This window comes from Pseudomonas lini, from assembly GCF_030812475.1.
Taxonomy (GTDB): domain Bacteria; phylum Pseudomonadota; class Gammaproteobacteria; order Pseudomonadales; family Pseudomonadaceae; genus Aquipseudomonas; species Aquipseudomonas lini_A.
On the sequence record NZ_JAUSSR010000002.1, the window covers coordinates 343,092 to 367,293 of the forward strand.

General features: G+C 53.1%; 21 protein-coding genes and 7 pseudogenes. 18 read left to right on the forward strand and 10 right to left on the reverse strand.

The annotated features are described in order from the left end of the window. The first annotated feature begins 1 nt into the window (after position 1). The 6 genes and pseudogenes from J2W17_RS05385 to J2W17_RS05410 all read left to right on the forward strand — a co-directional run bounded on the left by J2W17_RS05385 (position 2) and on the right by J2W17_RS05410 (position 7,237). Positions 2-1,378: an L-serine ammonia-lyase gene (locus J2W17_RS05385; protein WP_307330343.1), complete on the forward strand. Its 1,377-nt coding sequence runs from the start codon at positions 2-4 to the stop codon at positions 1,376-1,378. Positions 1,379-1,411: 33 nt separating this feature from the next. Continuing rightward, on the forward strand, positions 1,412-2,533 hold the full coding sequence (gene gcvT / locus J2W17_RS05390) for a glycine cleavage system aminomethyltransferase GcvT (protein WP_307330346.1): 1,122 nt from the start codon (positions 1,412-1,414) through the stop codon (positions 2,531-2,533). Between the two features lie 13 nt (positions 2,534-2,546). Next, complete coding sequence (lipA, locus tag J2W17_RS05395; protein WP_307330349.1) at positions 2,547-3,524, forward strand: lipoyl synthase; 978 nt, start codon at positions 2,547-2,549, stop codon at positions 3,522-3,524. Positions 3,525-3,896: 372 nt separating this feature from the next. After that, positions 3,897-5,057, forward strand: a complete 1,161-nt coding sequence (locus J2W17_RS05400; protein WP_307330353.1) for an ABC transporter substrate-binding protein — start codon at positions 3,897-3,899, stop codon at positions 5,055-5,057. A 123-nt stretch (positions 5,058-5,180) separates the two neighbouring features. Further along, positions 5,181-5,360 (forward strand): annotated as a pseudogene (gene tatA / locus J2W17_RS05405) (twin-arginine translocase TatA/TatE family subunit); the annotation flags it as partial. 281 nt (positions 5,361-5,641) lie between these two features. Next, positions 5,642-7,237 carry an APC family permease gene (locus J2W17_RS05410; protein WP_307330359.1) on the forward strand — a complete coding sequence of 532 codons (1,596 nt, stop codon included), beginning with the start codon at positions 5,642-5,644 and terminating at the stop codon, positions 7,235-7,237. 195 nt (positions 7,238-7,432) lie between these two features. On the opposite strand, the gene J2W17_RS05415 is transcribed toward J2W17_RS05410, so the two are convergent. Continuing rightward, on the reverse strand, positions 7,433-8,296 hold the full coding sequence (locus J2W17_RS05415) for a class I SAM-dependent methyltransferase (RefSeq protein WP_307330361.1): 864 nt from the start codon (positions 8,294-8,296) through the stop codon (positions 7,433-7,435). Positions 8,297-8,473: 177 nt separating this feature from the next. Here J2W17_RS05415 and J2W17_RS31075 point away from each other — a divergent pair. Further along, positions 8,474-8,605 (forward strand): annotated as a pseudogene (locus J2W17_RS31075) (DUF736 family protein); the annotation flags it as partial. Here J2W17_RS31075 and J2W17_RS05420 read toward each other — a convergent pair. Beyond that, on the reverse strand, positions 8,584-9,477 hold the full coding sequence (locus J2W17_RS05420; protein WP_307330364.1) for an NAD(P)/FAD-dependent oxidoreductase: 894 nt from the start codon (positions 9,475-9,477) through the stop codon (positions 8,584-8,586). The pseudogene J2W17_RS31075 and the gene J2W17_RS05420 overlap by 22 nt on opposite strands. Next, positions 9,474-9,689 (reverse strand): hypothetical protein, encoded by a 216-nt coding sequence (locus J2W17_RS05425; RefSeq protein ID WP_307330367.1) that lies wholly within the window; start codon positions 9,687-9,689, stop codon positions 9,474-9,476. The genes J2W17_RS05420 and J2W17_RS05425 overlap by 4 nt, the downstream gene beginning before the upstream one ends. 73 nt (positions 9,690-9,762) lie before the next feature. Here J2W17_RS05425 and J2W17_RS05430 point away from each other — a divergent pair, with 73 nt between their 5' ends. Together J2W17_RS05430 and J2W17_RS05435 are read left to right on the forward strand one after the other, a co-directional pair. Beyond that, positions 9,763-10,410 (forward strand): TetR/AcrR family transcriptional regulator, encoded by a 648-nt coding sequence (locus J2W17_RS05430; protein ID WP_307330370.1) that lies wholly within the window; start codon positions 9,763-9,765, stop codon positions 10,408-10,410. A 12-nt stretch (positions 10,411-10,422) separates the two neighbouring features. Next, positions 10,423-10,512, forward strand: a pseudogene (locus tag J2W17_RS05435) (transcriptional regulator); the annotation flags it as partial. A gap of 180 nt (positions 10,513-10,692) precedes the next feature. Here J2W17_RS05435 and J2W17_RS05440 read toward each other — a convergent pair. After that, complete coding sequence (locus J2W17_RS05440) at positions 10,693-10,962, reverse strand: hypothetical protein (protein WP_307330373.1); 270 nt, start codon at positions 10,960-10,962, stop codon at positions 10,693-10,695. A 32-nt stretch (positions 10,963-10,994) separates the two neighbouring features. Between J2W17_RS05440 and J2W17_RS05445 the strand changes: the two genes are divergently transcribed. Together J2W17_RS05445 and J2W17_RS05450 are read left to right on the forward strand one after the other, a co-directional pair. Then, on the forward strand, positions 10,995-12,173 hold the full coding sequence (locus J2W17_RS05445) for an aminotransferase (protein ID WP_373459960.1): 1,179 nt from the start codon (positions 10,995-10,997) through the stop codon (positions 12,171-12,173). Between the two features lie 233 nt (positions 12,174-12,406). Beyond that, entirely contained in the window at positions 12,407-13,663 is a 1,257-nt protein-coding gene (locus tag J2W17_RS05450; RefSeq protein ID WP_307330377.1) for an ethanolamine utilization protein EutH, read from the forward strand. Between the two features lie 80 nt (positions 13,664-13,743). Here the strand turns inward: J2W17_RS05450 and J2W17_RS31080 are convergent. Then, a pseudogene (locus tag J2W17_RS31080) lies at positions 13,744-13,954 on the reverse strand (hypothetical protein). A gap of 573 nt (positions 13,955-14,527) precedes the next feature. Between J2W17_RS31080 and J2W17_RS05455 the strand changes: the two are divergent. Then, positions 14,528-14,752 carry a DUF2188 domain-containing protein gene (locus J2W17_RS05455; RefSeq protein ID WP_307330379.1) on the forward strand — a complete coding sequence of 75 codons (225 nt, stop codon included), beginning with the start codon at positions 14,528-14,530 and terminating at the stop codon, positions 14,750-14,752. A 17-nt stretch (positions 14,753-14,769) separates the two neighbouring features. Here J2W17_RS05455 and J2W17_RS05460 read toward each other — a convergent pair whose 3' ends face one another. From J2W17_RS05460 to J2W17_RS05475, 4 genes are all read right to left on the reverse strand, one after another. Then, positions 14,770-15,492 carry an OBAP family protein gene (locus tag J2W17_RS05460; RefSeq protein WP_307330986.1) on the reverse strand — a complete coding sequence of 241 codons (723 nt, stop codon included), beginning with the start codon at positions 15,490-15,492 and terminating at the stop codon, positions 14,770-14,772. A gap of 200 nt (positions 15,493-15,692) precedes the next feature. Then, positions 15,693-16,088 (reverse strand): low affinity iron permease family protein, encoded by a 396-nt coding sequence (locus J2W17_RS05465; RefSeq protein WP_155002694.1) that lies wholly within the window; start codon positions 16,086-16,088, stop codon positions 15,693-15,695. Between the two features lie 114 nt (positions 16,089-16,202). Beyond that, a complete protein-coding gene (locus J2W17_RS05470) occupies positions 16,203-16,628 on the reverse strand; it encodes a GFA family protein (RefSeq protein WP_307330384.1) in 426 nt (141 codons plus the stop codon). An 8-nt stretch (positions 16,629-16,636) separates the two neighbouring features. Next, complete coding sequence (locus J2W17_RS05475; protein WP_154980561.1) at positions 16,637-16,888, reverse strand: DUF6555 family protein; 252 nt, start codon at positions 16,886-16,888, stop codon at positions 16,637-16,639. Between the two features lie 811 nt (positions 16,889-17,699). Here J2W17_RS05475 and J2W17_RS05480 point away from each other — a divergent pair. Next, positions 17,700-17,966, forward strand: coding sequence for a DUF1652 domain-containing protein (locus J2W17_RS05480; RefSeq protein WP_307330397.1), 267 nt, complete (start codon positions 17,700-17,702; stop codon positions 17,964-17,966). Between the two features lie 160 nt (positions 17,967-18,126). On the opposite strand, the pseudogene ampC reads toward J2W17_RS05480, so the two are convergent. Beyond that, positions 18,127-19,320: pseudogene (ampC, locus tag J2W17_RS05485) on the reverse strand (class C beta-lactamase). A 370-nt stretch (positions 19,321-19,690) separates the two neighbouring features. On the opposite strand from ampC, the pseudogene J2W17_RS05490 reads away from it, so the two are divergent. The 5 genes and pseudogenes from J2W17_RS05490 to lhpI all read left to right on the forward strand — a co-directional run. Continuing rightward, a pseudogene (locus J2W17_RS05490) lies at positions 19,691-20,146 on the forward strand (inositol monophosphatase family protein); the annotation flags it as partial. A 158-nt stretch (positions 20,147-20,304) separates the two neighbouring features. Beyond that, a complete protein-coding gene (locus J2W17_RS05495) occupies positions 20,305-20,595 on the forward strand; it encodes a hypothetical protein (protein ID WP_307330401.1) in 291 nt (96 codons plus the stop codon). 27 nt (positions 20,596-20,622) lie between these two features. Beyond that, positions 20,623-20,849 (forward strand): annotated as a pseudogene (locus J2W17_RS05500) (transcriptional regulator); the annotation flags it as partial. A gap of 144 nt (positions 20,850-20,993) precedes the next feature. Beyond that, the gene (locus J2W17_RS05505) at positions 20,994-21,770 is read left to right on the forward strand and encodes an SDR family NAD(P)-dependent oxidoreductase (protein ID WP_307330989.1); all 777 of its coding nucleotides are present in this window, start codon (positions 20,994-20,996) and stop codon (positions 21,768-21,770) included. Positions 21,771-21,953: 183 nt separating this feature from the next. Then, positions 21,954-23,714: a cis-3-hydroxy-L-proline dehydratase gene (gene lhpI / locus J2W17_RS05510; protein WP_307330406.1), complete on the forward strand. Its 1,761-nt coding sequence runs from the start codon at positions 21,954-21,956 to the stop codon at positions 23,712-23,714. Positions 23,715-24,202: the final 488 nt, after the last annotated feature.

Here is a 24,202-nt window from a genome sequence, read left to right on the forward strand (position 1 = left end):
CATGTCACTCAGTGTTTTTGATCTGTTCAAAGTAGGTATTGGGCCATCCAGTTCCCACACCGTTGGGCCTATGCGTGCGGCCGTGACGTTCGTTGAGGGCCTGGAACGCGATGGCCTTTTGCACACAGTGCATTCGGTAAAAGTCGAGTTGTACGGCTCGTTAGGTGCGACCGGGAAGGGGCATGGCAGTGATAAAGCGGTGCTTCTTGGCTTAGAAGGCGATTATCCCGACAAGGTTGAAACCAGCAGTGTCGATGGCCGCTTAATCGAAATCAGGGCCGACAATAGTCTCAACCTCTTAGGTAAAAAGCGGATTCGGTTTGTAGAGAAAGAACATCTTGCGATGATTCGCAAGCCTCTACCGTTTCACCCGAATGGAATGATCTTTCGAGCATTCGATGAAGCGGGCCTTCAGGTGCGAAGTCGGAAGTATTACTCGGTTGGGGGCGGCTTCGTGGTTGATGAAGATGCTGCGGGGCACGACCGTATTGTAAAGGACAAAACGCCGTTGCCGTTTCCCTTTCGCAGTGGCGATCAGCTCTTGTCATTGTGCGAGCAACATGGGCTTTCCATTAGTCAGCTGATGGCTCGAAATGAAGAGGTTTGGCGTCCGGCTTCGGAAACAACTCATGGGTTGATGCATATCTGGAGTGTTATGCAGGACTGCGTTCGCGCAGGCTGCAATAACGAAGGAATCATGCCTGGCGGCCTCAAGGTCAAACGACGTGCTGCGAATCTCTACCGCCAACTCCGTGTCAGTCCTGAGGCAGGACTTAGGGACAATCTTTCAGTCTTGGACTGGGTGAATCTCTATGCATTGGCAGTCAATGAGGAGAATGCGAGTGGTGGCCGTGTGGTTACAGCACCTACGAATGGCGCTGCGGGAATTATTCCGGCTGTTCTTCACTACTACGTCAACTTCATCAGTAGTGCCAGTGAAGAGGGGGTGCAGCGATTCCTGCTCACCGCGGCTGCAATAGGCATTCTTTACAAGGAAAACGCTTCAATTTCTGGAGCAGAGGTGGGTTGCCAAGGCGAAGTAGGGGTGGCCTGTTCCATGGCTGCGGGCGCTCTTTGTGAAGTTCTGGGAGGGACTCCTCGTCAGGTCGAGAACGCTGCAGAAATAGGCATGGAGCATAACTTGGGACTGACCTGCGACCCCATCGGAGGGTTGGTTCAGGTGCCGTGTATCGAACGCAATGCGATGGGCTCTGTGAAAGCCATCAATGCTGCCCGTATGGCACTGAGAGGCAACGGAGATCACTACGTTTCGCTCGACAAGGTCATTCGAACCATGCGCCAGACCGGCGCCGATATGAAGACCAAATACAAAGAGACGGCTCGCGGTGGATTAGCCGTCAACATTATTGAATGCTGAGGTTCGATCCCCAGCTGTACGAAGGGTTTATTGATGACTAGCGAATCTTTGAAACGTACACCACTTCATGATCTTCATGTGGAGCTTGGCGCACGAATGGTACCGTTCGCAGGCTATGAAATGCCTGTTCAATACCCTTTGGGTGTGATGAAAGAGCATCTTCATACTCGCGAGCAGGCAGGTCTGTTTGACGTCAGTCACATGGGGCAAATTCGCCTGCACGGGAAGGGCGCATCTGCTGCACTTGAGTCTCTTGTACCTGTCGACATACAAGATTTACCAGTGGGGATGCAGCGTTACGCGCTCTTCACTAATGAGCACGGTGGCATTCTCGATGACTTGATGGTCGCGAACGCCGGTGATCACCTATTTGTCGTCGTCAACGCGGCATGCAAAGAGCAAGACCTTGCTCATCTTAGGCTTTACCTCGAAGGTCAGTGCGAAGTTGAAGAGCTTTTTGAAAGCCGAGCCTTGCTCGCATTGCAGGGGCCCCTGGCTGCACAAGCGTTGGGCCGCCTTGCACCCGCAGTAACTGAAATGACGTTCATGCAGTCCCGAGCGGTGGAAATCATTGGCATATCTTGTTACGTCAGCCGCTCCGGCTACACGGGAGAAGACGGGTATGAAATTTCGGTTCCGGTAGAGCAAGCGAACGAGTTAGCTCGAGCGTTACTGGCGCAGCCTGAAGTTAAAGCGATCGGTTTAGGCGCACGTGATTCGCTGCGTTTAGAGGCGGGGTTATGTCTCTACGGTCATGACATGACCTCGTCACTAACGCCAATTGAAGCGAGCCTTGTATGGGCTATTTCGAAAGCGCGCCGTATCGATGGTATCCGAGCTGGTGGCTTTCCTGGTGCTTCTCACATCTTTGCTCAACAGAAGGAAGGCGTGAGCAAGAAGCGCGTAGGTCTGTTGCCTCTGGAGCGTATTCCAGTCCGTGAGGGCGTAGTAATTTATTCGGAAGAAGGTTCGATCATCGGCCAAGTTTCCAGTGGCGGTTTTGGCCCAACGTTGGGAGCACCAGTCGCAATGGGATATGTCGAATCAGCTTTTGCTGCTTTGGACTCGGTGGTCTACGCCGATGTCCGAGGTAAGCACATTCCTATGCGCGTGACGAAGACGCCTTTCGTGCCTCAACGCTACTACCGCGGTTAAAGGATCGATTGTAATGACCGAACTCCTGTCTGTTTCCAATCGCCCTCAACCGTTGCAGGCGGGGGTGAAGCTTCGCGGTGCTGAGAAAGTTGCACGTATCCCAGTCAAGATTCTCCCAACCGAAGATATTCCTCGAAAACCGGACTGGATTCGTGTGGAAATTGCAGCGTCACCTGAGGTAAGTCGTATCAAGGCATTGCTCAGGAAGCACAAGCTTCACAGCGTGTGCGAAGAAGCTTCATGTCCGAACTTGGGGGAGTGCTTCTCCGGTGGCACTGCTACCTTCATGATCATGGGTGACATCTGTACTCGACGCTGCCCGTTTTGTGATGTCGGGCATGGTCGGCCAAAGTCTCTGGACGCAGACGAGCCTCGCAACCTTGCGATGGCGATTTCCGATCTTCGTCTGAAATATGTAGTAATCACATCCGTCGACCGTGATGACCTGAGAGATGGTGGCGCTAGCCATTTTGTGGAGTGTTTGCGTGAAATACGCAAGATTTCACCAGGTGTCAGGCTGGAAACGTTGGTACCGGATTATCGTGGTCGAATGGACGTTGCTTTGGCCATCACTGAGCAAGAGCCTCCCGATGTTTTCAACCACAATCTTGAAACTGTCCCACGTCTCTACAAGGCGGTTCGACCAGGATCCGACTTTGAATGGTCGCTGGATTTGCTAGAGGGTTTCAAAAAGCGTATTCCCCATGTGCCTACTAAATCTGGGTTGATGCTCGGTTTGGGAGAAACCGATGAAGAGGTTATTGAGGTCATGCAGAGAATGCGTGAGCACGGAGTGGACATGCTGACGCTAGGGCAATACTTGCAGCCATCACGAAATCATCTGCCAGTGCACCGATTCGTCCATCCTGATGTATTTGCTCGCTTTGCAACACTTGGTGCGGCAATGGGTTTTAGCAACGTGGCATCAGGGCCGCTTGTTCGTTCGTCTTATCACGCAGATAAACAAGCATCACCACCTTCTGCGTCTTAATCGAGCGGCATCTGTTTCCTAAGGCCCTGACGGGAGTATTACTGCTTCCAGTCAGGGCCTTTTTTCTGAGCAGAGATCTTCGTTTCTATCGCGCTTTCGTTCTGTTGTCGCACACAGGCGAAAATTTCTCAGCGGTGAAATTTCGCATATCGCAACACTGCGACAGCGATGGATCTTCCATCTGGATGTTGAAAAAAAATCCATATATTACAGCTAGTTAGATTGATTTTTCGCAACTGGCATTCCTTTTGCTCTTAACACTATATCCAGTGATGGCACCCAGAGAGGTTTGCCACGCCGGATGATGCGGTACCGCTTCAAAGTTTCGTCCTGCCTATTTCAAAAACAACGTTCACAGGATAGGAATGCGCCATGTCAGTCGAAAAAGATCCATGCGGTGAGAACTCTTTAGAAACGTTATTGAATCCGAAAATCAGTAGGCGGCTGTTGATGCTGGGAGCTGCTGCTGCGGCGGCTGGTGCGACACTTGGTAGATGGGTTCCTTCCGCGCAAGCCGCTGTGGGTGGCAATCTCGACATCATGACTTGGGAAGGGTACTCGCTGCAGACGGAAGCGGCTGATTGGATCAAGGCGAACGGGATTCGAGTCAACGCGAGCATCATGGGAAACCAAGATGACGTAACTGCCAAGCTGATGGGCGGCGGTGTTCGGCTTGACCTTGCTGAGTATTCCAACGGCTATAACGAGTTGTACAAAGGACTCAACCAGCTTAAGCCGATTGATGTGTCCAAAATTTCTAACTACAACCCGACTGATACGATCAGCAAATTCCACGATGGCAGTATGTGGTTTTGGGACGGCAAACGTTTCGGAATCCCATGGACATGGGGAGTCGATACCATTGTTTACAACCCCAAAGGTCTCTCGGCACCAATTACCAGTTTCAAGGATCTGTTGCGGCCTGAATTCAAAGGTAAGCTGACTTTCCTCGACAACCCGTTGACAGTTTGGCCGCTTGCGGCACGCATTACGGGGTTCGACGACAAATTCCCGAATGTCACTAAGGACGAGCTCGATCAGATCTGGCAGCAGATGCAGCCATATCGGGATCAGTGCCGTACTTTTGCTTCCAGCAACGGTGACGTTGTCTCCCTCTTTGTTGCTGGCGAGATTTCCGCGTGCTTTTGTACTTGGACAGCAGCAACCTTGGAAACCGCCAAGCAGGGCGTAAAAACTGAGTACGTCTTTCCTAAAGAGGGGGGCGCAGTCTGGGCAGACGCATGGTTCATCCCGTCAACCGCTGAAAACATTGATACGGCTCTAGCCTTTATCAATCAGGCGCTCGATCCCCGCACCCAAGCGGCGATGAGTAAGTCTGTCAGTTCCGCAGTAGTGAACAGAAAGGCCGTCCAGCATATGGATGAAGCAACGAAGTCTCTGTTCGACTACGACAATGTCGACAAATTTTTAGAAACCGCACCAATCAAGGGTCAACCGCCCCGACAGTCAGACAAGTACGCCACGTACGACGACTGGCTGCAGGCGTGGGCTTCTTTTCGAGCAGGTTTCTGACGATGTAGGAGGCCAGGTCGGAAAGTCTGACGCCTCCTCCTTACCCTTTTGCATGGACGCATCGAGCGTATGCCTCGGCCGGGTGTGCGCTTCGTTTTCTGGCCGACAACATAGGTGAATCTTATGGGCATTTTTGATTGGAAGCATTGGGTTGTAATCCTGCTCGTAGTGATTCTGATTTTTGGAACCAAAAAGCTGAAAAATTTGGGAGCTGACGTTGGTTCCTCAATCAAAGGGTTCCGAAAAGCGATTCAGGATGAATCTCTTGATCCACCACCGTCATCAACAGCCGAGCCGAGTCAGCTCAGTCTTGCAGATTGGCCCTATCAAAAGCGCTCTGAAGAGTGAATGCACAGTGCGCTGAGCATTGCTGAACCTGAGGTGCCGCCATCAGTCGGGGCCTCAGGAATGGTGATGATAGGAAAACAAAATTGCCTGATACTGCTTTTACAGAGGTCAGTCAGGTCGGACAGTAGCCTAAGCTTACATGTGGAGCGCTACTGCGTTGGAAACGTTCGCCGAACCAGGCTTTGGCGGTTGAAAGACAATTATAAGTAAGTTTTTTAAGCTTCGAGGAGTACGCAGTGCCGAACGTGTCTGATCGCTCTGACTCTGAGTTTTTAGAGTCTCTAGGGTATGAACAAAAATTCGAACGTAGCATGTCTCTTTGGTCAAACCTTGCCCTTGGTTTCTTGTATCTTTCTCCTCTCGTCAGTGTGGTGGCAATGCTTGCACAGGGCCTTGCGACCGCAGGCCCACCTTCTATTTTCTGGATTTTTATCGTTGGTGGTGGTCAGCTGCTTGTCGCACTGGTCTTTGGTGAGATCGTTGCTCAGTACCCTATCGCTGGCGGGCTATACCAATGGGCAAGGCGATTGTGGAACGGACAATACGCATGGCTGCTGTCCTGGATTTATTTGGCCTGTGTGATTGTCGCTATTGCGACGACAGCGATGTTTGGCGCTAGCTTTGTCGCTAACCTGTTTGTTGGGACACGAGAAATGCCTGTGGTACCCACCACCGCAGGTATGACGGCCACTATTGCTGCCGTTATGCTTTTCGTTGGCGTGTTGCTCAATTTAACTGGTACCAAAACGCTGGCACGCATTGCGGGCGCTGGGTTAGCCGCAGAGCTGGTGGGTGTGATCGGCGTAGGCATTTACCTGCTAATTTTCGAGCGCAAACACTCGTTCAGTGTATTTTTCGATGCCATGGGCACGGCGCATGACGGGAATTATACGACCGCCTTTGTCGGTGCTGCATTGGTGGGTATCTTGATGGTCTATGGATTTGAGGCTTGCGGCGAGGTAGCTGAGGAGGTTCCTAACCCCGGCAAGCAAGTACCTAGAGCCATGATTCTTACGGTTGTCGTTGGCTGCAGCTCTGCGCTGCTGTCATTCGCTGGCTACGTGCTAGCGGCACCGAACCTTGCTGAGATAGTGGCTGGTAACGTCGTGGATCCAGTCCCAGATATCCTCAATGCGACAATCGGATTTTGGGGTACGAAAGCGTTCTTGTTCATTGCCCTTACATCTTTCCTCGCATGTGTGATGGGACAGCAGGCGTCAGCGAGCCGTCTAATTTACTCTTTCGCACGTGACAATATGTTCCCTGGTGCTGCAATTTTTGGGAAGTTGACGAAAGTCCGTCACACCCCGCTATGGGCAATCATTGGTGTAAACGTACTTTCAGGGCTCTTACTGTTGTTCGTATATTTCTTCCCAGGGGCGCTATTCCGCATCGCGGGCATGCAAATGTTGGCAGGGTACATTGCCTTTCAGATGGTGGTATTTGCAGCCTTAAGAGCAAGATTCATGGGGTGGAAACCAGCAGGATCGTTTTCATTAGGGCGCTGGGGCTGGGTAGTAAATATAGCCGCGTTGGGATACGGGATCTTTGCTTGCGTTGTACTTGCAACACCGTCGAGTGATCTCAGTCTGTCTCTTCTGGATCGATGGATCGCGGTTGTTGGGGTATCGATCGTCATACTTACAGGCTGGTTGTACTTAGTTATTGCTAAGCCGCATCTTCGTTCGAATGCACCTGAAGGAGATGCAGTATCCTTCGCTAATGCCATGCGTGCACATTCTGCAAGGTCTGCAAGTAATTTGGAAAATCGTGAAAAAGTCCTCCGCTCTTCTGCCGCAAACCAACATCGTCATCTTGCTACGAAAAGTTGATCTGAACCATTTCTTCTAACAGATGGGATGAGTTTCAATAAGTTGGCTGGCTTATACAGACGTATAAGCCAGCGCTTTTTTTACCCAGCAATAAGCCATTTTGACGAATTGCTCGACCAGGTGCCAAAAGGGACGTCAGTCTGACCCGCCAAAGACGCCCGCTTCACAGCGGGGCGTCTCCCCTGTTAATCCCTGTCAGCTTGGCGGAGTGCGTGCCATGACGATCCACGCCGCGCCTTCGATCATCAGCGACCGCTCGCCGGGGAGACCTTCGAAGGCGGCACGAACCGCGGCCGAGGCGCGGGCGCGGATGTCGTCAGACTGATCAGCGAGCACTAGCGACAGCGGGCCGCCCTCGAACGCTATTTTTACCGCGTCGTCGATCGCCGCGTCCCGCGTCCTGCCCTCGCCGAACGGGATGGAAGCATCGAAGGGCGTGATAGTGACATCGGTGAAGCCGGCTACTGTCAGGATGCGTTCCACGCGCCCCCGGTCGCCGAAAGAGAATGGGCCAGGCGCTTCGGGAGCGGGCGGGGTGATCGGCGGGACGATGCCCTTGATCGCGCCCATCGGCAAGCGCACCCAATCGTTCTCGGCCATGCCGCGCCAGCAGACGAAAGCGAGCCGCGCCCCCGGCTTGAGAGCACGACGCATATGGGCGAACGCCCCTGTCGGATCGTCGAAGAACATCACTCCGAAACGCGAAAACAGGATGTCGAACGCGCCCTCGGGCAGCTCGGCGCAGCTGGCATCGGCTACCCGGAACTGGGCCGGCGTATCCTGTGGCGCAAGCGCGCACGCTCGTCCGATCAACGGTTCGGAAATGTCCACGCCCAGCACATGGCCACCCGCGCCGACGCGAGCAGCTAGAGCCAGACTCGACGCCCCCGCGCCGCAGCCGACGTCCAGCACGCGTTCGCCCCGCTTGGGTGCGGCGGCTTCTATCGCGGCCTGACCGAATACCGCAAACATGGCGTCGAGCCGGGCCTGGTTGGCGACCCAGTACTCTCCGCTTTGGCCATTCCAGTCGGCCACCTGATAGGTATTTTGATCTGTCATGACTTCTCCTCGTTTTTCATTCGTTCCTAACTAGCTACCCTTTGAACTAGGCAAGGGGAGGCTGAACCGATGCCAAGGCGCGTATTGTCTCGACCAAACCCGCTTGATAAGGCACCAGATCTGCGTGTGGTCGTCTCAGGCGTCGAGATCGGTACCGCCTAGAGCCGGAGCTCGAAGTACGACCGCTCCTACCATTCCGTCAAACTCGACGCTTCGTCCATCACCGCGCCGATCTACGCCAACCTCTTCGAAATATACGACGCAACCGGAGAAGGGAACCTGTGCTTTCAAACCAGCATCGATTGCTGAGCGAAGATACCCGCCATGGCGCCCTGCGATGATGCCAGGGTGACTGAGGGCAAGAATGGCGTGGTGAGGTCGCCGGCGGCATAGATGCCTGGCATGCTCGTTTGGCGGCGCTCGTCGACCTTGAGGACGATGCCGAGCGGCGTATCCACGGTGGAGAGGCCCAGTGATTCATGCAGGCTTGCGGACGGCTTGTTGCGCGGATGGGCGAACAGGATGTCGACCGCAACATTGGGGCCGGTATCGAGATTGATGGTGGTGATATGACCCTTGTGATGTCCGATTTCGACGATCCGGCCCTCAACGACAGGTATGTTGCGGCGTGCCAGATCGGCCCGGATATCGGGCGGAATGTTGTGACCATCGGCGAAGAGCGTCAACGTGTCAGTCCAATCGTGAAACAGCCTGACAGACTGGTGCGACTGCGGGCCAGACCATACGAGGCCCCAATGCTGGCCGGCGACTTCAAAGCCGTCGCAATAGGGGCAGGGCACGATGGACGTGCCCCAGCTATCGGCAAAGCCCGGAACATCAAGCATCTTGTCGACGACGCCATAGCTCAGGATCAGGCGGCGCGCGCCAAGGCTTTGGCCATCGCCAGTGAGGACAGAGAAATCGTCGATGGAGCCTGAGACGCTTTCAGCCCGGGCGCTGACCAACCTGATCGTGGGATAACGGGTCAGTTGCTGCCGCGCCTCGGCCAGGATGTCCAGCGGTGGCTTGTGATCGTGGCCGAGCAGGCCATGGGAGTGGGCAGCGAAGCGATTACGCGGCAGGCCGGTATCGAGAACGGTGACCTTTCGGCGGGCACGGCCGAGCTGCAGGGCGGCGGCGAGGCCGGCAAAGCTGCCTCCGATAATGATGACGTCATTCATGATGATGGGCTCAGTGCTGTGGATAAAGGGTGGAGTTGGGCCATGTGCGCAATATCGTCCAGCGATACGCGCCCGATACATGCAGCGTGCAAGGCTTCGGCATTGGCGAGAAAATCGCCCATCACCGTGTTGAACGGTCTGACAATGCCGCACTCGATATCGCCGGGCGGCCCGGAGAACATGATGTGGAGAACAAGTTGAAACTTATGCATTGGCTTGCACACATTAGATACTTTGAAGTACCCTAATTCACGTATTAGAATACTGTCAAGTACTGGAATTTTTATGACTGAAAACAGCCAGGCCCGGCGCGGCCGGCCTGCCAACGAGGCGCTGGGCCAAACGATAGTCGACGCCGCATGCGATCTTTTTCTGGAGTTGGGTTTTCAAGCGACGACAATGGACAAGGTCGCCCGGCGGGCGAAGATATCCAAGTTGAGCATCTATAGGCACTTCGAGAATAAAGAGGCGCTGTTCAGCGCAGCCATTGCGGCCCGCTGCCATCAATTTGCGCCACAGGCCCTTTTTGAAGGCGTCGAGGGTTCGGCAGAAGATCAGCTAATGGCGGTAGGATCTTCCCTTCTTCGCACGCTGTTGAGTCCGGACGTCCGCGCTGTCGAAGCTATGATCATGGCCGACAAGACGAATCAAAAGTCGTTAAGCAAGCTCCAGTTCGAAGCCGGCCCGGCCCATGTCCTCGCCCGAATCGAGGCCCTGTTGAGTCAGCTCCACGCTAAGGCGGTTCTGAACGTGCCCGATCCTCTACTGTCCGCCCGTGTGTTTTCCGCGCTTTTCAAAGGATCCGATCTCCTAACTATCGCACGCTTCGATGAGACCAGAGCAGAGGACGACAACGAAATCGAATCCTATTGTCGGTCAGCCGTCGACATGTTCATTGCTGCGCACGGTGGCAACGGCCATGCCCGCGGATAAGCATTTATTTGCGAAGTCGTCGAAACCAAAGGTGGCAATCACAAAACGCTGAAGGAATGGAAAGCAGAGCACGGCTCCGCGACTGTCGAGTCTTGGCTGACCAAGGGAGTTTGGTTTGAGTACAAAAGGGCCCGCAGGGGACTTTTGTGTAGCAGATTTAGGGACATTGGATCTGGCGTTAGCATAGGGGGCAGTCACATGCAGCACTCATGCGTGCTGCACCGCACCCCCGCGCGAGAATTCATGCCAACGCCAGTCACCTTTCTAGTCCTATGGCGGCGTTCAAAGAAACTCCTTTCGGATGTCGATACTAGACCGGTTGCCAATATTGCGGTAGTTCTCCGAGAGCCACATCTCGGCCTCGTGTCGTCCGTTGTCGCGCAGTCCGCAAAGGAAGCCCCAGTCCGCGTTGTACTTGCTGGAAACGCTGAGCGCACACATTGCCTCGTCTGACTTAATGGAGTGGATCAGCATCTCCTTCATCTCGTTGCGATCGACCTTGTCTTGTTGGATGAGGTCGGTGACAAAAGCGATCGTGCGCAGCTCACGCATTAGCGACGAATTGAGGGTTCAGTAATCAGCGCTTGATCGAGGCGGCAGAAAAGCAACTGCGTACGCTACCGTTCTATCACTTGTTCACCAGCAAGGCGCACGTGCCGAGCATTGAGCTTGCAGAAAAGCTGATTGAAATATCGCCAGTGCCAATGAGTAAGGTGTTTTTCACCAACTCTGGCTCTGAAGCCAACGACACTGTCGTGAAGCTTCTGTGGTACCGGAACAACTCATTGGGCAAGCCGACGAAGAAGAAATTCATAAGTCGGATGAACGCATACCACGGCATTACTGCCGTCAGTGCAAGCCTCACTGGGCTGCCTGCCAATCAGCGTGGTTTTGATGTGCCTCTCCCTGGCTTTCTCCATGTCAGTTGCCCTCACTTTTACCGGTTCGGAAAGCCAGGTGAGACTGAGGAGCAATTTGCGGATCATCTCGCGCAGGAACTGGAAGACTTGATCCTCAAAGAGGGGCCGGAGACGATCGCAGCGTTCTACGGAGAGCCGCTTATGGGGGCTGGTGGCGTGATCGTGCCGCCTAAAACCTACTGGGAAAAGATTCAGAAGGTCTGCCGCAAGCACGACATCCTCATTGTGGCTGACGAAGTGATTTGCGGCTTCGGGCGCACTGGCAACATGTTTGGGAGCGAGACGTTTGGGATCAAACCAGACGTTATGGTTGTGTCCAAACAGCTGTCTTCGTCCTACCAGCCGATTGCGGCCATTATGATCAACGATCTGGTTTATCAAGGTATCGCTGACCAAAGCCACACGATTGGAACTCTTGGTCACGGATTTACCGGCAGCGGTCATCCGGTCGCAGCTGCCGTCGCCCTGGAGAACGTCAAGATCATCCAGGAGGACGAGCTGGTTCGGCACGCTGCGCACATGGGAGAGATCTTGCGTGGTGGTCTTCAGCGGTTCGCTGATCACCCGCTGGTGGGTGAGATCCGTGGTGTTGGCTTGATCGCTGCGGTGGAGTTGGTTGCTGATAAGGGAACAAAGGCGCCGTTCGAAACTGTGGGGCGCTTGGGTCGATATCTGTCGGCACGCGCTCAGGATCTGGGCATGATCAGCCGTGCGAAGGGCGACGCCGTCGCTTTTTGCCCTCCGTTGATTTCTAAAGAAGAAGATATCCAGGCCATCCTGAAATGCTTTGAGGAATCATTGGAGGCAACTTGGCAGTGGTTCCAAGCCGGCCAAGCCAAATAACAACAAGAATCTCTCACAAGCGTCTGTCGACCAGGGCTGAGTACCAATTGTTTTCGCCCACGGTACTAGCCCGGGTCACAGCGTTGCGAAGCCTTGGGGTATTCCTGCGCCGATGGCACTAGCCGACCAACAGTTGCATATAGCCGAGCAATTCAAAGTCTAGCTCTTACCAACGTATATCTTCCGAGGGTCACGGACGACCTACTGAAACCTCCGTTCATTAGGTGTGAGTTATGAGTGATCTTGGTAACTACGTGCTGTATCTGATTATGTTTTTCGTCGTCATCGGAGCCATTGGTGCGGCCCTAAACGACCGAGAGGGAATCGGGGCTGAATTTATGGCTGGTATCCACACTCTCGGTCAAATCTTCATACCCGTGGCTGCAATCATGGTTTCGGTTCCTGTGCTGACCAAGCTGATTGCGAACTTTGTCAGCCCTCTTTTCGTCGCCATGGGCTCCGAGCCAGCCATGGCAGCGACCAGTCTAATTTCAGTTGACCTAGGTGGTTATCAGATCGCCAAAGCGCTGGCACCTACCACCGAGTCGTGGCTATTGGCGTCCATGAACGGATTCCTGTTGGCCCCGCACCTGCTTTTCACGATTCCTGTGGCCTTGGCTATCTTGGACAAACGAGATCACAAGTACCTGGCGCTAGGCATGATCGCGGGCCTAATTTCAATTCCAGTCGCTTTCGTGTCGATTCTGTTGCTGATCAATATAATGGAGCCTCTGGTCAGAACGGAGATATCTACTCACGCCGCATCTACCTATCTGCTCTATTTCGAGCCGTCCGTCATCGTTCACAACATCCTGCCCTTAGTGTTGTTCGTTGGTTCGCTTGCGCTGAGCCTGAAGCTTTTCACGCGACAGATGATCCTCGGCTTCATCGCGTTAGGGCGAGGGGCCGATATCCTCATGAAACTGATCTTTGCTGCGTGCGTCGTTGAGTATTTCACCGGCGTGTTCACCAAACTCGATATCGGCTGGGCGTTTGATCCAATGATCGCCGACTCTGCCGATCAGTTCCGAGCGCTGGAAATAGCTGGATACATTGCATTGATGTTGGCGGGCGCATTCCCAATGGTCTACTGCATCCAGCGTTATCTGCGGTATCCATTGACGTTAATTGGTCGCCGGCTTGGACTTGGGCCCATGGGCAGCGTTGGGTTGCTTGCTGCAGCTGCGAATCCCCTGGCATTGTGGCGCATGCTCCCTTCGCTCAATGCCAAAGATAAAGTGCTGACCATTGCGTTTGCGGTATGCGCAGCGTGGATGTTGGGTGACTCCCTGGCCTTCATTGCCAATTTCCAACCTACGCTGATCGTCCCGCTGCTAGTAGGCAAGCTCATAGGAGCGCTGGCGGGACTTGGGATCGCACACTGGTTATCAGTCCCGGCTGCATTAAGGTACGAGGCGAATGAGGCACTCACGGATGCTCATGAGGCCACAAGTGCAACTGGCTCTTGCCTGGCAAATCGATTGGCGTGATCGTCAGGTGACTGTGTTCGCAGGATTGATGACTTGCCTATCATCCGCGATCGGTTGAATCCACAACCCAAACGGAAGGCTCAGGATAGGCAACTATTTGTCGTCGGTTGTCTGTCTCTAATAACTTTTCGGCGCATGAGCACTGCTAGCGTCATGTTGATGAACTCTTCGTTCTTGCTGATTGATGCCAGCGCGCCGCGCACATTGCCTCCAACCTCACCCGGGTCGCGCCGCTCGACCACAGCGTCAGCTTCATGACTGAGGTTCGTGAGCCAATTGATGCTGGTTCATACTGAAAATGGCCAAGGCAGGGTCTGCTTACGACGTAGTGATTCCTTCATGGAAAGAGAGAGCGTAGTAGTCAATTTATGGCACCACTCTGCGCTACTACTCCTCTGACCAGATCATGCGCATTCCGGTACCCCTCTGGCATTTTCACGTTCATCAAGGGCGAGCAAAACGGCGCAGGGACGGTCTGTAAAAAAATATATTTTGCGAACCCCCCTTGAAATAAAAAAAAGAAAACGGAGTTATTATATTTGATACCAAAAAAAAGCAGGGATCTTCATCCGCACGGTTTTTTTCAGATTTCCAGACGCTTTGGGGCAATCGACTCGATTGCATCGCCGTAGCTTTTGCTTCTGCCCTGGCTTCTGAAAATCTAGAGTGAAGTAAACAGTAGGAAAGGGCGGAAGGTAGCTTTTGCCACGCACGTCAGGGAGGGTCGCTGGTTTGCGACGCAGTCGCGGCTAGCTTTTGATTTTAGAGTAACCATAATTCCGCCTAAGTTTTTCAAACTCATTATGAGTGAAGAGGTCAACCGATCACCACGTTGGAAATGCGCGCAGAGCGCTAGGAGATCGGATGGACAACTATCACATCACCAAGACCAACAAGCTCTGGGCACTGACAAAGGAAGGCGCGCAAAGGGCGTCGAAGACGGCCTCGACCAAGGCTGAAATCACCGCGCTGGCGGGTGAGTTCCTTCAGGGCAAAACTGCGTCGCTGAAGATTCACAAAGAGGACGGGACTATTCAGGAAGAAAGAACTTTTCCTCGTAGTGCTGACCCACGAAAATCCAAAGGCTAGCCAGTCATCCTGATGATTCAGTGCTGATGCGGACGGCCACTCGGATCTTCGATTTGAATGACCTTTACTTTACGCCAAGCGTCAGCACCTGGGTCAATAGCAGGTGCAGGGATGTCGGCCCGGGCTTTCTTTTTCCGGATGCTATCGACGCCAAGTCTTCTGTCCCGATCTGTCACCAGTCGCTGGTCGATCTGCCCATCAGCGGTGAATCCCATCATCAATTGCGGAACGCCCAGCGGTAGATCTTTGTTGAGGTCGGTGTGCCACGTATGCCAGGTCTTGCCATAGGTATGAATGAGCTTTTCCATAAGCGCATGTTCTGCAATGTCCGGAATGCCGGGGGCGACCAATTGACCAGACTTCACTTCATGAACATGGCTGTGCCACAGCGCCTTTTCAGCGTCGGGCAATTTTGCAAACAGCTGTTCACTAATGATGTATTCCACCCCCATGAGCTTCGCGTCCTTGCGATTGCCATCGTAGATCACGCACTGGATTACTTCTTCATTCAGGATGGAGCAATAGTGGTGGGCCTCCATTTGAACCTCAGGGTGGCCATTGTAGAAATGGAATCCATCCAGGTAGGCATTGAGTGCATCAATGGGTGGGCGTGACTGGAGCAGGGCGGCGCCCGCATCCAGTGTGCGGGTCGTGACTGTCTTTTCCTCGCCCGGTGCAATGACATTGGACGACGTAGTGTTACCGGCGCATGCAGTCAGCAAGCCGAGGATCATCAGCATCAACGATGTTCTGGATGCGATGAAAAACGTGCGCTGAGGATTATTTTTTTTCATTGCAGATCCTTCTTACAAACAGGTTTCAGGCGTTGATGACGAGCGACGACCGCGCGGGTTCCGGTACTCACATACGTTGATAGATAGCGCTTGAGAGCTTGCGTTCAAATTGATGGGGACAACGGCCCTCGGATGATCCAGGCCACCTATTTAGGAATAGGGGGCTCGTCGTCGGAAGCATCAAGACTGATCTCACCGGCTTCACCCATAACGCTGTACTGCTTCCGCAGCTTCCGAAGCTCCCTGGTGCTCATCTTGTCCAAGGACAATGTGGCGTTTTGTGCTTCCTTGGTCGCTCGAATCAGCTCATCGATCTTCAGATGCAAAATGTCGTTGTCCCGGTTCTGGGTGTTCTGGATCAGGAAAACCATCAGGAACGTGATGATCGTCGTCGACGTATTGATGATCAGTTGCCACGTATCGTTGAAATGAAAATACGGGCCCGTCACTGCCCACACAACGATGAGACAAATAGCGGTGAGGAACGTCTTCGAACTGCCAGCCCGGTTGGAGAGTGCTTGGCAGAATTTTGAGAATTTCATGATTGCGAGCTCTGGGTATGGTGCCAGGTAGACCACGGTGAGTCTTTGAAATTCTTTCTGACAAAATGTCCTCATCGTAGGAAGCTTTTGTTTTTCACATTAGTGGGAGGTGAATTAGGGAAGAAAATTTTCGCTAACGATGCTGACCCACAGGTTCCTCCCACTCGCCCCATCCGCTACCGGAACGCTCCCCAAATCATAGGGATTAACGCCTTCCATGCAGCCGATATTGAAGCCAAATTCGTTCGGATTGGTACTGCGTCGGTGATGGGTATAAATGCCGCAGATCCCGCAAAAGAAATGTTCGGCGACCTGCCTTCCGAACTGATATTTGCGTAATGCAGCTTGGCCGCGAATCACTTTCAAATCCGCTGCTGGCACCGCAGCGACTATCGTTCCCTTGCGTTTGCAGAACGAGCAATCACAGCGATGTGGTTCAGGCAGACCTGCAGGTAAATGGATCTCGAGAACAACGGCACCGCAGTGACAGCTCGCTCGGTGAAGAGGCTGGATGGGGGTCTTACCAATGGCTTTGAGCATGTGTTTAATCACGTTGCCACCTCTGTCCAATCCAAGATTGCCGATTCACGCCATCTGACGTCACTGAGCCCGTACTTTTCAGCTTGAGGCTTGGTGACGACTTTGAGCGGCGGTCTTCCAGGTTTTGGTATAGGTGCCACTCCAGCATCACAACTTGCCCAATGCCACGCATCGGCGTTGCTTCTTATCTTCGTCCTGATGATGAAGGACTTGGACTCTCCGTGAAGCTTGTACTCGATGATGTAAAGATCGGTATTCATGAAGCCCTCCCTATGCTCATAGACAAAGGAGTGGCTGTCTCATGGAAAATTCAAAGGATTTTCTGCTGGGGTAACCATCGATTTTCTCCGAGGAGGTCAGATCGATTTGGAGGCTGAAAGATTTAGCTCATGAAGATGGTTGCTATGGGATAGCGGCGCGCAGAAATTGAATGGACGCATTCTGCGCGGGTCAACTGCGAAGACACCATTACCGAAAAAGTGAAGTTCATTGCTGCCCCTACTGCCGGCATTTTCATTGGTGCGCAAGGGCCAATGGATGTAGGCAATGCGCAGCGGAACGATACGAAGTAAAGGTAATCGTCGCCTACCTTGTCGCAATCCAGCGTCTACAGAAGTCTTCACACAGAGCGAGAGAAGCAAGTGCGGCGAGGAAAGGTACCATGAACAGCAGCGAGTTTATTTGGTTCCTGGTTGGACTAATGGCAACGTGGGTAGCTGTTGTCGTATTGGGGCGGATGGTTTTTGGCATCCATGGGTAGAGCATTTCTTGGTTGGTTGTGTGCGACATCTATCCGGTTGTCATGGGCACACCGGGATCCCGCAACGCAGGGAATTCACCAGTCATGCACTCAAGCACCCACCGACCCGATAGGTACCCGTTTATAAACCACATGTGCACGAAAGAATGGGTTGTGCTCGTTCCCAATTGGTATAACGCGTCTCGCAGATGGGCGTAGGCTGAAATTGTCACCGCTTCGCCAGGGATTTGAAAAATGGCCCTAAGCTTGAGATCAAGCTTCCTTTCAACCAAGCTTGAGCGCCTTGGCCGGCTCAAGCCAACGGAGACATTATGTTGTTCACTCTCGAGCTATGCCACGTCATAGATTCAGCATTCCTGCCGCTCTCATGCGAATGTAGAGTCGAGCCGTCGGGATCACTGCAAATACAGATTAGCGAACCAATATCCGGGCGAGTTGAGCTTCTTGTTACCGGTATTTCTGCATCTCGCATCACTGGAGACAAGGCTATAGCCCAACTCATAAATGAACTCAAGGAAGAGCTCAATTTTACCCATGACAGGAGAATTGATCTCGACCAAGTGCGACAGAAATGTTGAGGGCCCAGGGACTGAAAGCGTGGCGGCTTAAGGCCGATTGTTACCTGGTGGAAGGGCATCAATCGACCAAAACAGTCAGTCGCTGAAATGGGTGGACAAAAACATTGCCCACCCATCCTTATCCAGGCTACCTCGCAAAGGTGCGTAGAGTTTCAAGCGCTCAATGACGTGCACTCGACCCAATCCGGGTATCCAGGGCCGTCAATACTTCATGGGCGGCTTCCACCTTCGCAGGGAGGGGATAGTCCTTGTTCGCCAGCGTCACGATGCCCATGCTCTTGGCTGGAACAAAGGCCACGTAAGCGCCGAAACCGTCCGTCCTGCCTGGCTTGTTGATGAGCACGTTACCCTGCGGTGGCAGCGGAGGGTTGAGCCGGGTAATTTCATGGGGCTCAAGGATCATCGGGTACGAGTTGCCTGCGAGCAAGCGGTCGAGCTCTATTGGATATGTGTAGAACTCCCATCCCAAGCCCTGCGTCATTTCTGCGACCTTGTAGTAGCCTGTATGCGTTGCAGTGATGGCGCGTTGCAGAGCCTCATCCAGATCCACCACCTGCATGTTTGCCTCGACGAAACGAATCATGTCCGCTGAGCTGGATGTCACGCCATAACCTTCGGCATATAGAACACCCGGCACCATCCTGGACGGTACTCCCTCTGGGCTATAGCCGTACGCGTAATGACTCATTTGCGCTTGAGGGACTCTGACCTAACTTTGCTTCAGGCCGAGCATGGGAAACAGCTTCTTTTCCAGTAGATCTTCGAAAGGCTCCCCCATGCTCTCGGCGGTCAGAAGGCCGAGCAGACCGATGCTCGGGTTCGAGTAGAGCCTCATTGTTCCGGCGGCATAGTTCGGTTGCCAGTTTTTGTAATAACCGATCATCTTTTCGTGACTGTCCACATCGCCCGGAAACTGCAGCGGCAGACCACCGGGCGTGTAGGTTCCAAGATCGAGCAGGCTAATGTTGTCGAAACTGCTGCCACGCAGCGAAGGCAGGTATTGGCTTGCGGGATCAGACAGGGAGAGCTTTCCGATTTCCTGCGCGTAGGATGCGAGGGTCGCCGTGAAGATTTTACTAATTGAGCCGATCTCGAAAATCGTCTTCTCGGTAACCTTCGGCTTCCCTTCTTCCATGGAAATGACGCCGTAGTTAAAGTAATACTGCTTCCCATGGAGTGTTACCGCCACCGCCATGCCAGGAATGGCATACTTTTGCATCACCGGCCGGATAGCCGCGTCCACGACAGCCCTGAGCCTGTTTTCTACGTCATCCCCGGCGACGCAGCTGCCTGCGCCGAGGAAAAATGCGGTAACGGCAAGGGCGCCCAGCCTGGTCATAGTCCTTTCGTACATGATTGAAAGATCCTCCATGCATTTGGAAAACAGTGGAACTTTCTTGGTCTTCATGTTCGATAAAAAAACTTTACAAAGTATTTTTTTGTGAATAGGATCATGCGGAGGCATTAATTGCGTCCGCATCATTGTCCGATTCCAATACATTCATCAGAATATTAGAATTTATTACCAGCCTGCTAATAATGACTTTGCCTGGGATGATTAATAATAATTTGAAGTCGCGTTGACTTAATATTAGCTCGCGTATACTGACACTTTAGAATCATTGGAAATATTTATTATAGTTAATGGCCGTAAGCCAATAAATATGCGCAAATTTAACGCTGTGCAGGACGTTGGGCGCTGAAAGCCCTGCTCATTTTTGACTCTAAACAATGGTCAGCGCCCTGTGTTCGGAGTAATGAACCAGCCATTCACTGGGGAGCGCTACATTGGAACTCCACATGGTGCATGGCTCAATGGGACGACGCTACGGACGCGCTCGTGCCAAGGTCTTTCCTCAGCAACACTGATGTGCACCACGCCAGATATGTTCAACACACCAGTGCTTCGAAACGCTTTCCAATCTGTGGCTAGTCAGGCGCAATTGGTTCGCTTCGGCGGTGATTGCTATGCGTACTGCATGCTCGCGTCAGGCTTCGTTGATGTGATTATCGAGGCCAGTCTCCAGCCATATGACGTACAAGCACTGATTCCGATTGTCGAAGGTGCCGGTGGAGAAATTACCGCTTGGGATGGGAGCACTGCTCAGCATGGCGGAGCAATTGTTGCTTGTGGTGATCCTGCGTTGCATGCCCAGTTGGTTGAGTTGCTCAGGGGGTAAGTTCCATCAGATCCTATGCAGAATGACTAACCGTGTACAGGAATCGCGGCCAGTCATCGGATTCAGCATTCAAACTTGAAGCAACCCGTGGCGTCCCTGCTTCTCTGCGCTATGGTGAGTTCTCCGGCATGTAAGACTAAAGTCGTAGGAGGGCGAGTATGCGAATTCGTGGGGATGTGTTTTGGCAATGGGCTGATCCGGCGCTTCACAATCGAACACACGATGAAACGTTAGACGACGGAACCGTCATTGATGTCCAAGTGAGGCTGTCGCCCACGGGAAACACGCAGATGTTCATCGGAGTGTATGCGGCGAGCGGCATGGCTTTGCATGAAGAGGCAGTTGATTCCAGGCCAGGTGAGTCAATGACTCGTGCTTTGGCATGGGGCGTGGGATGTGCAAGGCGACTCGCGATTGGTCTCAAACCTACTGAAAGGCATGTTGCCTAGACCTATCTCCGCAACTTGGGTGTGGGTGGTCGCCAAATAAAATACGTGATCAACTGGCCTGATCCACAAGTTGGCTGCCTTCGTGCTCCAGCTGTTGAGTCCGAAGCCGCAACCTCAAGCCTCACCAAGTGACGGTCTACAAAAATCCGGAATCCGGCGAAGTCGTTGAGACAAGGGGGGGCAACCACAAGACTCTGAAGGAATGGAAGGCGAAATACGGTTCCGATAGCATCGAGTTCTGGCTGATTAAGTGATTTTGGTTTGAGTACAAAAGGGCCCGGAAGGGCCCTTTTTTATGGGCGTGGCGAAGTCAGCGACCAAATACTCAACCGGCGTTTCCGGCTATCTGCTACATCTCCATTCGCGTGATTCGCAAACCTTCAACAGAGGCAAGGATGATGAATTCAAGCTGGGCAGATCAAGTGGCGCTTGTGAGTGGAGCGGGCAGTGAGCTGGGAATCGGTATGGCTGTTGCCCATCGTCTTGGGGCTCAAGGGGCCAAGCTGATCGTCACGGCAAGCAGCGCACGCATCAATGAGCGGGTTGCGGAGTTACGCGCCGCCGGCTTCGAAGCAGAGGGTCGACCAGTAGACTTAACTCAGGAAACTCAGGTTAGTGAGTTCGTCGCTTGGGCTGAGGACGTCTGGGGCCGCATCGATATTCTTGTAAATAATGCCGGTATGGCGATGCAAGGGAGTCCAGAACCGTTCGCCGAGTTCACGAATACGAGCCTCGAAACCTGGAATCTTTCCATCGCTAGAAATCTGACAACTGCGTTCCTGTTAACTCAAGGGGTGTTGCCTGGGATGCGGGCTAGAGGATATGGCCGCATAGTGAACATCAGCTCAACCACCGGCACACGAGCCAGCAATCCAGGAGAGGCTGCTTATAGTGCAGCAAAGGCCGGAATGGTAGGGATGAACATGAGTCTAGCTCTTGAGGTTGCTCATCAAGGTATCACTGTGAATTCAGTTGCCCCTGGTTGGATAGCTACAGGGTCGAGTACTCCTGATGAAGTCAAAGCAGCACGCTCTACACCTCTCGGCAGAGCGGGTCGGCCAGAGGAAGTGGCCGCAGCCGTTGTATTCTTGGCTTCACCTGAAGCGAGTTACATCACCGGTGAGTTGCTCGTGGTGGATGGAGGCAATTGCTTGGTTGAGAACAAAGCTAATTAAGACTTTTTTACTCCCTTCTGCGACCGTTGAGTCCTGGCTGACCAAGTGATTTTGGGTTGAGGGTACGCTCTACAAGATGAAGCGCTCTTTCACCGTGCAGCCGGTCAACTCTAAAAACAGCTAAATGACGGCCTTCGGCGTCCGATTGGGCGCCGAAGGTAACGTTGAGTGCCGAGGTTACTCATGACGAACGAGGATAAGATTCTCCCAGGCCGTAGCCTGGTTGGCGGCTCTGCACAGGGCGAACTGCTTTTTGCTGACGTAGGGCTTAGCTTCTGGGGAGGAGTCAATTCATTCACTGGAGACGTAATCGACCAGCATCACCCGCTCGCCGGGAAGAACTTAACGGGTCGTGTCCTGGCGATTCCTTCTGGACGAGGGTCTTGCACTGGAAGCAGTGTGATGATGGAACTCATCAGTTCCGGCCATGCGCCTGCAGCACTTATCCTTGCAGAGGTGGATGAGATCCTGACACTCGGAGTATTGCTGGCGGAGATGATCTATGACCGCTCCTTACCCGTGATCAGCATTGGTAAGGAAGCGTTCGCATCCCTTCGTGGTAGCTCTTATGTACGCGTTAGCGACGAGTCTGTAAGGACACTCAGTAGTCTGCCCCAAGATGGCTTCATACCTAGCAAGCCCAGCGGCACGCTCGACTTCTCGGCATACCCAATCGTTCTTTCAGAACAAGATCGAAAAATGCTAGCCGGTGATCAGGGCAAAGCTGCCCAGGTTGCTATGCAGGTGGTTTTGAGGATGGCCGATTTACAAGGTGCCTCTGAGCTCATTAATGTCACCCAAGCTCATATCGATGGATGCATTTACACTGGGCCAGCAAGCCTTAAATTCGCTGAGCAGTTTGTCGAGTGGGGTGCCAAGGTTGTAGTTCCTACGACGCTTAACTCGATTTCCGTCGACCAGCGTCGATGGAGGACTCTCGGTGTAGATCCAGAATTCGGCGAGCCTGCGAGCGCTGTGGGAACTGCCTATATGGCAATGGGAGCGCGCATGAGTTACACCTGCGCGCCGTACCTGCTCGAATCCGCGCCTAAAGCGGGGGAGCAAATTGTCTGGGCTGAGTCTAACGCGGTCGTGTATGCGAATAGTGTTCTTGCGGCCCGGACATTGAAGTACCCAGATTACTTGGATATCTGCATCGCAATTACTGGGCGAGCGCCCCTTTCCGGATGTCATTTAGACGAACACCGGAAACCTCAGTTAAAAATTCAGGTGACTTTACCTGATGAGCTTGACGATGCTTTCTATCCTCTCCTTGGTTATCACGTCGGCTTGTTGTCAGGGAAGCGTATCCCCGTTGTTTTTGGGCTAGAGGACGCTGCTCCAAGCCTGGACAACTTGAAAGCATTCTCAGCAGCTTTCGGCACGACATCAGGAGCGCCGCTATTTCATATCGCGGGCGTAACGCCAGAAGCACTGGATGTCGATAAACCTAACTTTTTGGGTTCCGGTCTAGAGTTGCTGACTATCGCTCCGGTCGACCTGATTCAAAGTTGGGACAGCCTGAATAGCGCGAGCGAACCGGACGTTGATATCGTGTCGTTGGGCAACCCGCATTTCTCACTGACTGAATTCCAGACGCTGGCGAATCTGTGCAAAGGCCTCGTAAAGGCTCCAGGTACGGCAATGGTCATCACGTGTGGGCGTGCTATTTACGAACAGGCGATACAAAACGGTTATGTAGCCGAGATCGAGCGATTCGGCGCCCAAATTGTGAATGACACCTGTTGGTGCATGCTTGGTGAGCCAGTGATCCCGCCGACTGCCAAGAACGTGATGACGAATTCTGCGAAATTTGCCCATTATGCGCCAGGTCTGGTCGGTCGCCCCGTTCACTTCGCGAGCTTGGCAGGCTGTGTTGAGGCAGCTTCCAAAGGAAGGACTGAGAGTGCATATCCCGCTTGGTTAAAGCTCGTGTGTGCATGAGCTGTTGGCACCCTGGTCTCGTCTCGACGAGACCAGATGTTCGAGCTTGAGTCTTTGATGTCAGGCATTCGAGTGTTCGAACCAAAACGGTTGGATTGGATGTTTACATGAAAGGGCCGCTGACAGATTCCAGGCTTTCAAACTGAAAAACGTCGTTACCGTACCTTCCCTTGGCTCGGCAGCCAACGACATTTATGATGCGATGGCTAGTCAGGCGGGTTCACTCTGCGAGTCGTGCGGTCATATTCGCGGTAACCAGTAACAGTACAGTGATGCAAAAACGCAAAGCCCCGAAGGTTCGCGTCTTCGGGGCTTCTATTTTCGCCTCCATCCCTTAATGATTGGCGAACTTGGCGGTGAGAATACAAGCGATGTGTCGTTGACTCACTACTGCGATAGGTGCGACTGTCTGTAGTGATATTGTTTATACGTCACCCTTCAGCGCTCCGCATTTTGGGAAGGAAATAAGTTTTCGGATCAGCATGATG

Coding starts and splice junctions, on each gene's coding strand:
- J2W17_RS05505 (WP_307330989.1), top strand. CDS start 20,994: ATGAATTCAAGCTGGGCAGATCAAGTGGCGCTTGTGAGTGGAGCGGGC.
- lipA (WP_307330349.1), top strand. CDS start 2,547: ATGACCGAACTCCTGTCTGTTTCCAATCGCCCTCAACCGTTGCAGGCG.
- J2W17_RS05460 (WP_307330986.1), bottom strand. CDS start 15,492: ATGCTGATGATCCTCGGCTTGCTGACTGCATGCGCCGGTAACACTACG.
- J2W17_RS05480 (WP_307330397.1), top strand. CDS start 17,700: ATGTTGTTCACTCTCGAGCTATGCCACGTCATAGATTCAGCATTCCTG.
- J2W17_RS05430 (WP_307330370.1), top strand. CDS start 9,763: ATGACTGAAAACAGCCAGGCCCGGCGCGGCCGGCCTGCCAACGAGGCG.
- J2W17_RS05455 (WP_307330379.1), top strand. CDS start 14,528: ATGGACAACTATCACATCACCAAGACCAACAAGCTCTGGGCACTGACA.
- J2W17_RS05495 (WP_307330401.1), top strand. CDS start 20,305: ATGCGAATTCGTGGGGATGTGTTTTGGCAATGGGCTGATCCGGCGCTT.
- J2W17_RS05415 (WP_307330361.1), bottom strand. CDS start 8,296: ATGACAGATCAAAATACCTATCAGGTGGCCGACTGGAATGGCCAAAGC.
- lhpI (WP_307330406.1), top strand. CDS start 21,954: ATGACGAACGAGGATAAGATTCTCCCAGGCCGTAGCCTGGTTGGCGGC.
- gcvT (WP_307330346.1), top strand. CDS start 1,412: ATGACTAGCGAATCTTTGAAACGTACACCACTTCATGATCTTCATGTG.
- J2W17_RS05475 (WP_154980561.1), bottom strand. CDS start 16,888: ATGAATACCGATCTTTACATCATCGAGTACAAGCTTCACGGAGAGTCC.
- J2W17_RS05385 (WP_307330343.1), top strand. CDS start 2: ATGTCACTCAGTGTTTTTGATCTGTTCAAAGTAGGTATTGGGCCATCC.
- J2W17_RS05425 (WP_307330367.1), bottom strand. CDS start 9,689: ATGCATAAGTTTCAACTTGTTCTCCACATCATGTTCTCCGGGCCGCCC.
- J2W17_RS05450 (WP_307330377.1), top strand. CDS start 12,407: ATGAGTGATCTTGGTAACTACGTGCTGTATCTGATTATGTTTTTCGTC.
- J2W17_RS05465 (WP_155002694.1), bottom strand. CDS start 16,088: ATGAAATTCTCAAAATTCTGCCAAGCACTCTCCAACCGGGCTGGCAGT.
- J2W17_RS05440 (WP_307330373.1), bottom strand. CDS start 10,962: ATGCGTGAGCTGCGCACGATCGCTTTTGTCACCGACCTCATCCAACAA.
- J2W17_RS05420 (WP_307330364.1), bottom strand. CDS start 9,477: ATGAATGACGTCATCATTATCGGAGGCAGCTTTGCCGGCCTCGCCGCC.
- J2W17_RS05470 (WP_307330384.1), bottom strand. CDS start 16,628: ATGCTCAAAGCCATTGGTAAGACCCCCATCCAGCCTCTTCACCGAGCG.
- J2W17_RS05400 (WP_307330353.1), top strand. CDS start 3,897: ATGTCAGTCGAAAAAGATCCATGCGGTGAGAACTCTTTAGAAACGTTA.